Raw genomic sequence first — 12758 nt, 5'->3', positions numbered from 1 at the left:
TCTCTGAGCCGACGGTCAGGTCTGGGCCATATCCACGAAGCGTGAGTAGTGGCCCTGGAAGGCGACCGTGATCGTCGCCGTGGGGCCGTTTCGGTGCTTGGCCACGATCAGGTCGGCCTCGCCCGCGCGCGGTGACTCCTTCTCGTACGCGTCCTCACGGTGCAGCAGGATGACCATGTCGGCGTCCTGCTCGATGGAGCCGGACTCACGCAGGTCGGAGACCATCGGCTTCTTGTCGGTGCGCTGCTCGGGGCCTCGGTTGAGCTGGGAGAGCGCGATGACCGGGACCTCCAGCTCCTTGGCGAGCAGTTTGAGGTTACGGGACATGTCCGAGACCTCCTGCTGACGGCTCTCGGCACGCTTGGAGCCACCGGACTGCATCAGCTGGAGATAGTCGATGACCACCAGCTTCAGGTCGTTGCGCTGCTTCAGTCGCCTGCACTTCGCGCGGATCTCCATCATCGACAGGTTCGGGGAGTCGTCGATGTAGAGCGGTGCGGCGGACACGTCCGGCATGCGCCGGGCGAGCCGGGTCCAGTCCTCGTCCGTCATCGTGCCGGACCGCATGTGGTGCAGGGCGACGCGGGCCTCCGCCGACAGCAGACGCATCGCGATCTCGTTGCGTCCCATTTCGAGGGAGAAGATGACACTGGGCAGGTTGTTCTTGATCGAGGCGGCCCGGGCGAAGTCCAGCGCGAGAGTGGACTTACCCATGGCGGGACGGGCCGCGATGACGATCATCTGGCCCGGGTGCAGGCCGTTGGTCAGCGAGTCGAAGTCCGTGAACCCGGTCGGTACGCCGGTCATCTCGCCGCTGCGCGAGCCGATCGCCTCGATCTCGTCGAGGGCGCCCTCCATGATGTCCCCCAGCGGGAGGTAGTCCTCGCTGGTGCGCTGCTCGGTGACGGCGTAGATCTCGGCCTGGGCGCGGTTGACGATCTCGTCGACGTCGTCGTCGGCCGCGTATCCCATCTGCGTGATGCGGGTGCCGGCCTCGACCAGACGGCGCAGCACCGCGCGCTCGTGCACGATCTCCGCGTAGTACTCGGCGTTCGCCGCCGTCGGCACGGTCTGCACGAGGGTGTGCAGGTACGACGCCCCGCCCACCTTGTTGATCTCGCCGCGCTTGGTGAGTTCGGCGGCGATGGTGATCGGGTCGGCCGGCTCGCCCTTGGCGTAGACATCGAGGATCGCCTGGTAGATCGTCTCGTGCGCGGGCTTGTAGAAGTCGTGGCCCTTGAGGACCTCCACGACGTCGGCGATGGCGTCCTTGGACAGGAGCATGCCGCCGAGGACGGACTGCTCGGCGTCCAGGTCCTGCGGAGGCAACCGTTCGAAGGAGGAACCCCCGCCGTCCCAGCCACCGCTCTCCCGGCCCCGGTCGTGCTGCTCGTCACGACCCCGGCCGCCGTCGCTCCTTCGACGGGAGGCCGGCAGACGATCACTGGGCCCGGCCTCGGCCCACGGATCGTCCAAGGGCTCGGAAATGCTCACCGAGCCACCTCCTCCCGTCCGCACGGCGGACCTAGCCGTGCCCTCTGTTCTACGGCACGACACTGACAAATGAGAGGCCCAACTCCGGTTCTCGCGGGTCTGTTTTGTGACGTTTCCCGGGTCGGAGGAAGGAGCGGGCGCCGGACAACGTTAGGCCTGTCGGGAGCGTCAGCCAATCTGGTTATCCACAGGCCATGTGGACGACGGCCCAGATGCTGTGGAGAACTTCCCCAAACCTGTGCACGACCCGGTGGACAGCCCTGTGAACAAGGCCTCCCTGCGGTACACGCCACCCCACTGAGCTGCAGGTTTGCCGTCCACCGGCTGTGCAGAAGAAAAACTTTCCCAGTCGGATCAAGATCGCTGCGGACGGTACGCACGGCCGCAACACCGAGGATTCACAGTAAGGGTCAATAGGCATTTGCATCTCTTACTTGTGGACGGTTAGATTGGTGCTCATGACACAGGCTCCCGCGATCCCCAAAGCCACCCGCCGTCGGCACGACCAGGAGATCATCGCGCTGGCCGTCCCGGCCTTCGGTGCGCTGGTCGCCGAGCCTCTGTTCGTGATGGCCGACAGCGCGATCGTCGGCCACCTGGGAACGGCCCAGCTCGCCGGCCTGGGAGTGGCGTCGGCCCTCCTCACCACCGCCGTGAGCGTCTTCGTCTTTCTCGCGTACGCCACCACGGCCGCCGTGGCCCGGCGGGTCGGCGCCGGCGATCTCCAGGCGGCCATCCGCCAGGGCATGGACGGCATCTGGCTCGCGCTGCTCCTCGGTGCGGCGGTCATCGCCGCCGTCCTCCCTCTGGCCCCGGGCATCGTGGACCTGTTCGGCGCCTCCGCCACCGCGGCGCCCTACGCCACGACATACCTGCGCATCTCCGCGCTCGGTATCCCGGCCATGCTGATCGTCCTGGCCGCCACCGGTGTGCTGCGAGGCCTGCAGGACACCAGGACACCCCTTTACGTCGCCATCGCGGGTTTCGTGGCCAACGCCGCGCTCAACGTGGGTCTCGTCTACGGCGCCGGACTGGGCATCGCCGGGTCCGCCTGGGGCACCGTGATCGCCCAGTGCGGCATGGCGGCGGCCTATCTGATCGTGGTCGTTCGCGGAGCACGGCGGCACGGGGCCTCGCTGCGACCGGACGCGGCCGGTATCCGCGCCTCGGCCCAGGCCGGAGCACCTCTGCTCGTCCGTACCCTGTCGCTGCGGGCGATTCTCATGATCGCCACTGCGGTCGCCGCACGCCTCGGCGACGCGGATATCGCCGCCCATCAGATCATCCTGTCCCTGTGGAGCCTGCTGGCGTTCGCCCTCGATGCGATCGCCATCGCCGGGCAGGCCATCATCGGCCGCTATCTCGGAGCGAACGATTCCGGGGGCGCCCGGCTGGCCTGCCGTCGCATGGTCCAGTGGGGCATCGCCACCGGAGCCGGGCTCGGGCTGCTCGTGGTGGCTGCCCGTCCCCTGTTCCTGCCGCTGTTCACCAGCGACTCCGTGGTCAAGGACACGGCGCTTCCCGCGCTGCTGATGGTGGCCCTCTCACAGCCCATCTGCGGGATCGTGTTCGTCCTGGACGGTGTCCTGATGGGCGCCGGCGACGGCCCGTACCTGGCCGGGGCGATGGTCGTGACCCTGGCGGTCTTCGCACCGGTTGCGCTGCTCGTTCCCGCGCTCGGCGGTGGCCTCACCGCCCTCTGGGGGGCCATGACCCTGATGATGACGGTCCGCCTGATCACTCTGTGGCTACGGACGCGCTCGGGTCGCTGGATCGTGACGGGCGCGACCCGCTGAGTGGATCAGCCCGGCTCGCCTTGGCCCAGTTTCACGTGAAACAGGCAGCGCCACGGCAATCCGCGCCCCATACGAAAAGGGGCCACCCCAGTGGGGTGGCCCCTTTCTCAGCTGTTCAAGCCGAGCACGGCGTTACGCCGAGACGACCTCGATGTTGACCTTGGCGGCAACCTCGGGGTGCAGACGCACGGACGTCTCGTGGGCGCCCAGCGTCTTGATCGGCGCACCCAGCTCAATGCGGCGCTTGTCGACCTCGGGGCCACCGGAAGCCTTGATCGCCGAAGCGACGTCGGCCGGGGTGACGGAACCGAAGAGACGACCGGCGTCGCCCGAGCGGACGGCCAGACGGACCTTGACGCCCTCGAGCTGGGCCTTCACAGCGTTGGCCTGCTCGATGGTCTGGATCTCGTGGATCTTGCGAGCGCGACGGATCTGCTCGACGTCCTTCTCGCCACCCTTGGTCCAGCGGATAGCGAACTTCCGCGGGATCAGGTAGTTGCGAGCGTAACCGTCCTTGACGTCGACGACGTCGCCCGCGGCACCGAGGCCGGAGACCTCGTGGGTGAGGATGATCTTCATGTGTCGGTCACCCTTCCCTTATCGCGCGGTGGACGTGTAGGGCAGCAGCGCCATCTCACGGCTGTTCTTCACGGCCGTGGCGACGTCACGCTGGTGCTGCGTGCAGTTGCCGGTCACGCGGCGGGCACGGATCTTGCCGCGGTCGGAAATGAACTTCCGCAGCATGTTCGTGTCCTTGTAGTCCACGTACGTGACCTTGTCCTTGCAGAAAGCGCAGACCTTCTTCTTAGGCTTGCGCACAGGCGGCTTCGCCATGGTGTTTCTCCTGTGTGATCAAGAAGTGTGGATACGAGCCCTAGAAGGGGGGCTCGTCCGAGTAGCCGCCACCGCCGCCGGAGCCGCCGCCCCAGCCGCCGCCGCCCTGGTTGCCACCGGCGGGAGCGCCGGTCGCCCACGGGTCGTCGGCAGGAGCGCCGCCCTGCTGGCCGCCCTGCTGGCCGCCGCCGGAGCCGCCGCCCCAGCCGCCGCCACCCTGGCCGCCGCCGCCGTAACCGCCCTGGCCACCGCGGGCGCCACCGGAGGTCTTGGTGACCTTCGCCGTGGCGTTGCGCAGGCTGGCGCCGACTTCCTCGACGTCCAGTTCGTAGACCGTGCGCTTGACGCCCTCACGGTCCTCGTAGGACCGCTGCTTCAGCCGGCCCTGCACGATGACGCGCATGCCTCGCTGGAGCGACTCGGCGACGTTCTCCGCCGCCTGACGCCAGACCGAGCAGGTCAGGAACAGGCTCTCGCCGTCCTTCCACTCGTTCGTCTGGCGGTCGAAGGTGCGGGGAGTGGACGCGACGCGGAACTTCGCGACCGCCGCACCGGACGGGGTGAAGCGCAGCTCGGGGTCGTCGACAAGATTGCCGACGACCGTGATGACGGTCTCGCCTGCCATGGGGAACCTCTCGGCGGGTTTGCTGCTGGCTGCTTGCTGCTACTCGAATCCCGAGATCAGCTGAGCGGGAGGCTCAGTGGGTCTCGGGACGGAGGACCTTGGTCCGGAGGACCGACTCGTTCAGGTTCATCTGGCGGTCGAGCTCCTTGACGACCGCAGGCTCGGCCTGCAGGTCGATGACCGAGTAGATGCCCTCGGGCTTCTTCTTGATCTCGTACGAGAGACGACGACGGCCCCAGGTGTCGACCTTCTCAACCTTGCCGCCGCCATCACGGACGACGGACAGGAAGTTCTCGATCAGCGGGGAGACAGCGCGCTCCTCGAGATCGGGGTCGAGGATGACCATCACCTCGTAGTGACGCATGTGGAACCCACCTCCTTTGGACTCAGCGGCCACGGTCGTTCCGTGGCAGGAGGGTCGTGATGCGTAGGCAACGGTATCGGCCACCACTGACAATCAACGGGGTTCCACTGGGGATCCCGCAGTGCGGCCGCAGATATTTCTGGCAGGCCTGGGCAGACACCGGTGCAGACGGTACAGACTACCTGCACACCGGCTTCCGGTTGAAATCCGGCGGTGGGCACCGTCAGTCTGTACACATCGGGTGTGTATGGCGCTACAGTGCGCCGCGATCCGCAGGAGGTGCCCCATGGCACAGCAGGCATTGCGACCCAACACCGCCGGATCCCTCTTCGCCACGGACGGCAAGCCCCATCCGCTCCAGGACGCCCTCATGGCCGTGACGCTGGTCCTGGGTGTGCTGGCCTTCATCACGTCCTTCTTTTCCGGTCTCCACCTGATCGCTTCCTGGGCCGGCCTCGTGGGACTCGTGATCGGGGCTTACGGCCAGTGGATCTCGGTGACGACGCGTGAACGGTTCGGCCTGATCCTGGGTCTGGGCGCCTCCGGCGTCGGCTTCATGCTCGGCATGGCGAACGGCGGGCTGTTCGGCGGCCTCATCGGCTGAGCCCGCCGACCCTCCTTCGACGCCCCGCTAACACCGCGCGTACGCCCCGGCAGGCGACAGGCCGGGGCGAAGGTGCCGTGCGCCCAGTCGGGGTGGTCGCAAGGCGCAGTAGGCTTCGGCGCGTGAGCCGGAGCCCCTGAACCCATGGGGACACACCAGCCCGAGGAGCGCCCCGACATGAGCCTGACCCTGAGGACCATCAGCCGCGAGCAACATCTGGCCTACATCCAGAGCCTGCCGTCGGCGAGCCACATGCAGGTCCCGGCCTGGGCCGACGTGAAGGCGGAATGGCGCTCGGAGCACCTCGGCTGGTTCGACGAGCGCACCGGCGACATGGTCGGCGCGGGCCTGGTCCTGTACCGCCAGCTGCCCAAGATCAAGCGCTACCTCGCCTACCTCCCCGAGGGCCCGGTCATCAACTGGTTCGCGCCGAACCTGGACGACTGGATCCAGCCGATGCTGGCCCACCTCAAGCAGCAGGGCGCCTTCTCCGTGAAGATGGGCCCGCCCGTGATCATCCGCCGCTGGAACGCGGAGACGATCAAGAAGGGCATCCAGAGCCCGGACGTGAAGCGCCTGCGCGACATGGAGGCCGACTTCATCGAGCCGCGTGCCTTCGAGGTGGCCGACAAGCTGCGCCGCATGGGCTGGCAGCAGGGCGAGGACGGCGGCGCCGGCTTCGGCGACGTCCAGCCGCGCTACGTCTTCCAGGTGCCGCTGGCGAATCGTTCCCTGGAAGAGGTGCACAAGAACTTCAACCAGCTGTGGCGCCGCAACATCAAGAAGGCCGAGAAGGCCGGCGTGGAGGTCGTCCAGGGCGGCTACCAGGACCTCGCCGAGTGGCAGCGGCTGTACGAGATCACAGCCGTGCGCGACCATTTCCGGCCCCGCCCCCTGTCGTACTTCCAGCGCATGTGGACGGCCCTCAACACCGAGGACCCCAACCGCATGCGGCTGTACTTCGCGCGTCACAACGGCGTGAACCTGTCGGCCGCGACCATGCTGATCGTCGGTGGCCACGTCTGGTACTCCTACGGCGCCTCCGACAACATCGGCCGTGAGGTCCGGCCATCGAACGCGATGCAGTGGCGGATGCTGCGCGACGCCTACGCGCTGGGCGCCACCGTCTACGACCTGCGCGGTATCTCGGACTCGCTGGATGAGACGGACCACCTGTTCGGCCTGATCCAGTTCAAGGTCGGCACCGGCGGCCAGGCCGCCGAATACCTCGGCGAGTGGGACTTCCCGCTGAACAAGCTGCTCCACAAGGCGCTCGACATCTACATGTCGCGCCGCTGAGCGCGGGACGTTTGATTCCATAGCCTTCACAGTTCTCCACCCCACTGACACACGGCAGCCACGAGAAAGGGTCCGGGTCCGGCCATGGCGCTCACGCTCTACGTCGACACCGCGCGCTGGCGGGCGCACCACAAGCACGTGCAGGAGCAGTTCCCGGGCCTCGTCCCGGTCTGCAAGGGCAACGGCTACGGCTTCGGACACGAACGGCTGGCGGAGGAGGCCACCCGGCTCGGCTCGGACGTCCTCGCCGTCGGCACCACGTACGAGGCCGCGCGCATCAAGGACTTCTTCGGCGGCGACCTGCTGGTGCTGACGCCGTACCGGCGGGGCGAGGAGCCCGTTCCGCTGCCGGACCGGGTGATCCGTTCGGTGTCGTCGATCGACGGCGTGTATGGCCTCGTGGGCGCGCGCGTGGTCATCGAGGTGATGTCCTCGATGAAGCGGCACGGCATCAGTGAGCAGGACCTGCCGCAGTTGCACGCCGCCATAGAGAACGTCCGGCTGGAGGGCTTCGCCATCCACCTGCCGCTGGACCGCACCGACGGCTCGGACGCCGTCGAGGAGGTCATCGGCTGGATGGACCGGCTTCGCGCGGCCCGGCTGCCGCTGCACACGATGTTCGTCAGCCATCTCAAGGCCGATGAACTCGCCCGGCTGCAGCAGCAGTTCCCGCAGACCCGGTTCCGCGCCCGTATCGGCACGCGGCTCTGGCTCGGGGACCACGACGCCACCGAGTACCGCGGCGCCGTCCTGGACGTCACCCGGGTGACCAAGGGCGACCGCTTCGGCTACCGGCAGCAGAAGGCGGCCTCGGACGGCTTCCTGGTGGTCGTGGCGGGTGGTACGTCGCACGGGGTGGGCCTGGAGGCCCCGAAGGCGCTGCACGGCGTCATGCCGCGCGCCAAGGGCGTCGCACGGGCCGGCCTGGCCACGGTCAACCGGAACCTGTCCCCGTTTGTCTGGGGCGGCAAGCAGCGCTGGTTCGCCGAGCCGCCGCACATGCAGGTGTCGATCCTTTTCGTGCCCTCGGACGCTCCCGAGCCGAAGGTGGGCGACGAGCTGGTGGCCCATCTGCGGCACACCACGACCCAGTTCGACCGAATCGTGGACCGGTAGTCCGGACCGCCGGACAGCAAGGTCCCCGAACCGGGAAGGCCGTACACGCGCGATGCGTGTGCGGCCTTCTTCATGTGCACTCAGGCATTGGTTCGCTCAGAGCGAACGCTCCCCGTTCGGCGGCAGGCCGGGCCTTCCCCAGTCCACCTGAGGCGCGTCGAAGTGGACGGCGTGGCGCGGCGGATGAGCCGGGGCGCCCAGTACGAAGACGTCCTCGGCGCCGTCGAGCACTCCGCCCGAGGGGTCGTCGTCACCGGACCGGCGCACCACGTCCCTCTCAGGCATCAGGATGTCCCGCACGACGACGGCGCACAGGTAGAGCGTGCCGAGCAGATGCACCGCGATCACCCAGTCGTACCCCAGCGTGGGCAGGCCCTTGTGGGCGTCCCCGCTGGTCGTGTAGGCGAGGTAGAACCAGATGCCCAGGAAGTACGCCACCTCACAGGCCTGCCAGATCAGGAAGTCCCGCCACTTGGGCCGGGCGAGGACGGCCAGCGGCACCAGCCACAGGACGTACTGCGGGGAGTAGACCTTGTTGGTCAGGATGAAGACCGCGACGATCAGGAAGGCCAGCTGGGCGAAGCGCGGCCGACGGGGTGCGGTGAGCGTCAGCGCTGCGATACCCAGCGAGCACAGTGCCACCAGCACGACGGCGGCGTTGTTCACGAAATCGGTGGAGGGCGGGTTGCTCGAATTCTGCGCCCAGATCAGCCAGAGCGACCCGAAGTCGACGCCCCGGTCATGGCTGAACGTGTAGAACTTCGACCATCCCTCGTAGGCGAAGAGCATCACCGGCAGGTTCACCACCAGCCAGGCGACGGCCGCGCCGCCCACGGCCCGGAAGAACTCCCGCCACTTTCCGGCGCGCCAGCACAGCACCAGCAGCGGGCCGAGCAGCAGGACCGGGTAGAGCTTCGCGGCGGTGGCGAGCCCCAGGAGGACGCCGAAGGCCAGTGAGCGGCCCCGCGACCACATCAGCATCGCGGCGGCCGTCAGGGCCACCGCGAGCAGGTCCCAGTTGATGGTGGCGGTCAGGGCGGCCGCGGGCGCCAGCGCGACCAGCAGGCCGTCCCAGGGGCGCCGGGCATGGGTGCGGGTCACGCACACGGCGACGACGGCCGCGCACGCCATCAGCATTCCGGCGTTGACGAACCAGTACCACTGCTCCTGGTGCTGGATGCCGCCGCTGCCCGGCGTGAGCCACGCGGCCGCCTCCATGAACACGCCGGTCAGCACCGGGTACTCGAGGTACTCCATGTCGCCCGGGAGCCGGTCGAAGTACGGCACCAGTCCGTCGGCGAATCCGCGTCCCTGGAAGAGGTGAGGGATGTCCGAGTAGCAGGCGTGGGTGTACTGCGAGCTCGCGCCGAAGAACCAGGCGCTCTGGTAGCAGGGCGCCTTCTGCACCAGGCCGAGGGCGAACATGGCGATCGCCACGAGCACGATGACCCGTAGCGGTGTCCACCAGGTCGTCCCGAGCAGGGCGCGCCGGCCGATCGGTCCGCCGATCAGCTCGCTCCCGGCCGCGGCGACCTCGTCCTCATGGGTCGGCCGCACCGGCTCCGCGCCGACGGGCCGTACGGGCTCGGGCTCGTGCACGCCTGCGGGCGTCATCTCTGCACTGGGCATGGGGCACATCCTGCCGTACCAGTCTGGGAATACGCCGAGGGCCGCCGCACCTGGTGAGTGCGACGGCCCCATGTTTCACGTGAAACGTGCTCGGCAGGCGAAATGGCCACCAAACGGTCAGACCGGCGAGCTAGCCGTTCTGGCCCGAGAAAAGGCCTCCGTTGCCATTGCCTCTGGTGTTGCCGGTCCCGGTCGTGTCCGTGACTGAGGGCGAGGGCGTCGTTCCTCCGTCTGTTCCGCCCGTGTCCGTGCCACCGTTGCTGCCGTTGCAGTTGTTGCCCCAACCAAACTGGCAGGTGTCGCTGGGCGACGGGGAGGGGGACGGGGACGTCAGGCTCGGCGACGGGCTCGGCGAGTCGCTCGGCGTCTGGCTCGGCGTGATGGTGACCGACGGAGTCGGGGAGGGCGCACCGGCTTCGTCATGGACCTTGCCGATCTTGATCGCGTCCGGGAAGCCCGGGTCGTTCGCGTTCTTCAGCGCGGCCTTCATGTACTCGGTCCACACCTGCGTCGGGATGTCACCACCGTGGATGGAGTCCTTGCCCGCGGTGCCGTTCATGGAGAGCAGCTTGTGGTTCTTGGGGTTCTCTCGGAACATCGCCACCGAGGTCGACAGCTGCTGGGTGTAGCCGACGAACCAGGCCGACTTGTTCTTGTCGGTGGTACCGGTCTTGCCCGCCGCCGTACGGCCCAGGGCCTTGGCGTTCTGAGCCGTACCGTTCTGGATGACGTTCTGCAGGACGTCCGTGACGTTGTTGGCGATGTTCGACTCCATCGCCTGCTTGACCTTGGGCTTGCTGAAGCCGGGCTGCTCCACGCCGTCCTTCTTGACGGCGGTGACCGAGTACGGGTCCGCCTGCTTGCCGGATGCGGCGAAGGTCGCGTAGGCGTCGGCCATGCGGATCGCGCTGGGGGTGGAGGTACCGATGGCGAAGGACGGGTTCAGGTCCACCGACATGCTGTCGTTGAGGATGCCGGCCGAGCGGGCGACGTCACGGACGTGCGACATGCCGACATCGACGCCCAGCTGAACGAAGGGCGTGTTGATGGACTGCTCCATCGCCTTGCGCAGGGTGATGTATCCCCACGGGCGAGGGCTCTCGTTCTTCTGGAAGAAGAACGAGTTGTCCTTGTTGAGGTAGTACGACCCGTCCGGCTTCTTGACCTTGAGGTGGTCGTTGCCGTTGTACTTGCTCAGCGGCGAGATCCCCTGGCCATCGGAGTCGTACGTGCCGTACTGCATGGCCGCTGCCAGCACGAACGGTTTCCACGTCGAACCGACGGGGACACCCTGGGTGTCGGCGTTGTTCGTGAAGTGGCCCTTTTCGTAACCGTCACCGCCGTACAGAGCGACGATCGCACCGTCGTTGGGGCGCACCGACGCAGCACCGAACTGGACGTACTTGTCGAGCTCGCGCTTCGGGTTCAGCCGCTCCTTCTGGATCTTCTTCACGGCGGCGCTCAGGGCGTTGACCTTGTCCTTCTTGAAGGTCGTGTAGATCTGGTAGCCGCCCCGGTCGAAGTCCTTCTCAGAGATGTTCGAGTGGTTCAGGACGTACTTCTTCGCCGTGTCGGCCAGGTAGCTGATCTGGCCGGTCATGCCCTTGGTCGCCTTGCGGTCCTGCGGCATGGGGTACTTCGCGGTGGCTTCCTGGTACTGGGCGTCGGTGAGGTGCTTGTCCTTGTGCATCTCGCCGAGGATCCAGGACCACCGCGACTTCGACCGCTGGAGGTTGGCATCGGCCGTCGCGGCCTTGTCGAGGTTCTCGTTGCCCGCCGGGTCGTAGTACGTGGCTCCCTTGAGCAGTGCCGCGAGGACGGCGCACTCGCTGGGCTTGAGGTCGACGGCGTCCTTGTCGTAGTAGGTCCGCGCGGCGGCCTGGATGCCATAGGCGCCACGGCCGTAGTACGAGGTGTTGAGGTAGCCCTGCAGGATCTGCGGCTTCTTGAGCTTCGTCCCCACCTTGATGGAGATGAACATCTCCTTGAACTTACGGGTGACGGTCTGGTCCTGACTGAGGTACGTGTTCTTGACGTACTGCTGGGTGATCGTCGAGCCACCCTGCGTCTGACCGCCTCGGGCCATGTTGCCCAGGGCGCGCGCGATACCCATGGGGTCGACGCCCGAGTCCTGGTAGAAGCTCTTGTTCTCGGCCGAGATCACCGCGTACTGCATGGCCTCGGGGATCTTGTCGATGGTGACGTTCTGACGGTTCACACCCGTGCCGGTCGCGACCATCTGCGAGCCGTCGGCCCAGTAGTAGACGTTGTTCTGGGACTTGGCCGCGTCGTTCTCATTGGGGATGGAGACCATCGCGTAGCCCACGCCGACCATGACCACGAGGCTGCCGACCAAGCTGATGAACAGCCCGGTGACCAGCTTCCAGGAAGGCACCCAGCGGTGCCATCCGTCCTGGTTGTGGCGCGGGTAGTCGATGAAACGCTTCTTGGCGGGCGCGCCCGCACGGCCGCGTCCGGGGCCGGTCGGTTCGCCGACCCTGCGCCGGCCGCCGCCTCTCTGCGCCGCCCGGCGGGCCTCGGCACGGCCGCCGTAGGAGCGCTCTTCACCCCCTGGGCCATAGGAGTCCGACCCATAGGAAGAGGACCCATAGGAGTCGGCTGAGGACCCGGTGGCGCCTCGCGGTGCCGCGCGGCGGCCGGAGGCCGGGCCGGACTGGCCGCGTCGGGCCGCGGCACGTCCGCCTCCCTGCGGCTGCGGCGGTTTGCGACGGTGCTCGCTCATCGAACGACTACTCCTCGGGCAGGCGCACCCTTGCGCGCCTGGAAACGGCGGCTGGTTTCCGGTCCCCCCGAAGTACGGATGTGGTCGGTCCCGCATTCACCCGTACTGCTCCAGGGACGAGGACGCCCCCAGGCGTCACTCGGTTCCCGGTGATGTGCATGCCGCACAGACTACGCACCGCCAAAACCCGCCGAGTCCCGAAGTTCACCCCAAATCAGGCAACTTGCCTCCTACGAATCGGTGATGTGATCCCG

Annotated in this window: 11 protein-coding genes; 4 read left to right on the top strand and 7 right to left on the bottom strand. The window is 67.5% G+C overall.

Going from position 1 to position 12758, the window contains the following annotated elements:
• Positions 1-15: 15 nt before the first annotated feature.
• Positions 16-1494: a replicative DNA helicase gene (gene dnaB, locus AB0924_RS02090; RefSeq protein ID WP_358929700.1), complete on the bottom strand. Its 1479-nt coding sequence runs from the start codon at positions 1492-1494 to the stop codon at positions 16-18.
• Between the two features lie 458 nt (positions 1495-1952).
• Between dnaB and AB0924_RS02085 the strand changes: the two genes are divergently transcribed.
• Complete coding sequence (locus AB0924_RS02085; RefSeq protein WP_366910440.1) at positions 1953-3290, top strand: MATE family efflux transporter; 1338 nt, start codon at positions 1953-1955, stop codon at positions 3288-3290.
• A 132-nt stretch (positions 3291-3422) separates the two neighbouring features.
• Here the strand turns inward: AB0924_RS02085 and rplI are convergent, their stop codons facing one another.
• From rplI to rpsF, 4 genes are all read right to left on the bottom strand, one after another.
• Positions 3423-3869 carry a 50S ribosomal protein L9 gene (gene rplI / locus AB0924_RS02080; protein ID WP_358929695.1) on the bottom strand — a complete coding sequence of 149 codons (447 nt, stop codon included), beginning with the start codon at positions 3867-3869 and terminating at the stop codon, positions 3423-3425.
• A gap of 18 nt (positions 3870-3887) precedes the next feature.
• Positions 3888-4124: a 30S ribosomal protein S18 gene (gene rpsR, locus AB0924_RS02075; protein WP_003949403.1), complete on the bottom strand. Its 237-nt coding sequence runs from the start codon at positions 4122-4124 to the stop codon at positions 3888-3890.
• A gap of 40 nt (positions 4125-4164) precedes the next feature.
• On the bottom strand, positions 4165-4749 hold the full coding sequence (locus tag AB0924_RS02070; RefSeq protein ID WP_366910439.1) for a single-stranded DNA-binding protein: 585 nt from the start codon (positions 4747-4749) through the stop codon (positions 4165-4167).
• A gap of 73 nt (positions 4750-4822) precedes the next feature.
• Positions 4823-5113 carry a 30S ribosomal protein S6 gene (rpsF, locus tag AB0924_RS02065; RefSeq protein WP_004985983.1) on the bottom strand — a complete coding sequence of 97 codons (291 nt, stop codon included), beginning with the start codon at positions 5111-5113 and terminating at the stop codon, positions 4823-4825.
• A 286-nt stretch (positions 5114-5399) separates the two neighbouring features.
• Here rpsF and AB0924_RS02060 point away from each other — a divergent pair, with 286 nt between their 5' ends.
• From AB0924_RS02060 to AB0924_RS02050, 3 genes are all read left to right on the top strand, one after another.
• Positions 5400-5717 carry a hypothetical protein gene (locus AB0924_RS02060; RefSeq protein ID WP_358929691.1) on the top strand — a complete coding sequence of 106 codons (318 nt, stop codon included), beginning with the start codon at positions 5400-5402 and terminating at the stop codon, positions 5715-5717.
• Between the two features lie 177 nt (positions 5718-5894).
• Positions 5895-7016: a peptidoglycan bridge formation glycyltransferase FemX gene (femX, locus tag AB0924_RS02055; RefSeq protein ID WP_358929689.1), complete on the top strand. Its 1122-nt coding sequence runs from the start codon at positions 5895-5897 to the stop codon at positions 7014-7016.
• Between the two features lie 84 nt (positions 7017-7100).
• Complete coding sequence (locus AB0924_RS02050) at positions 7101-8132, top strand: alanine racemase (protein WP_358929687.1); 1032 nt, start codon at positions 7101-7103, stop codon at positions 8130-8132.
• A 96-nt stretch (positions 8133-8228) separates the two neighbouring features.
• On the opposite strand, the gene AB0924_RS02045 is transcribed toward AB0924_RS02050, so the two are convergent.
• The gene (locus tag AB0924_RS02045) at positions 8229-9761 is read right to left on the bottom strand and encodes a glycosyltransferase 87 family protein (protein ID WP_358929685.1); all 1533 of its coding nucleotides are present in this window, start codon (positions 9759-9761) and stop codon (positions 8229-8231) included.
• Positions 9762-9891: 130 nt separating this feature from the next.
• Positions 9892-12156, bottom strand: coding sequence for a transglycosylase domain-containing protein (locus AB0924_RS02040; protein ID WP_366910438.1), 2265 nt, complete (start codon positions 12154-12156; stop codon positions 9892-9894).
• Positions 12157-12758 lie beyond the last annotated feature (602 nt).

It is taken from the genome of Streptomyces sp. NPDC047869 (assembly GCF_040704065.1).
Classification (GTDB): domain Bacteria; phylum Actinomycetota; class Actinomycetes; order Streptomycetales; family Streptomycetaceae; genus Streptomyces.
This window is presented reverse-complemented; position numbering and strand designations above follow the sequence as displayed.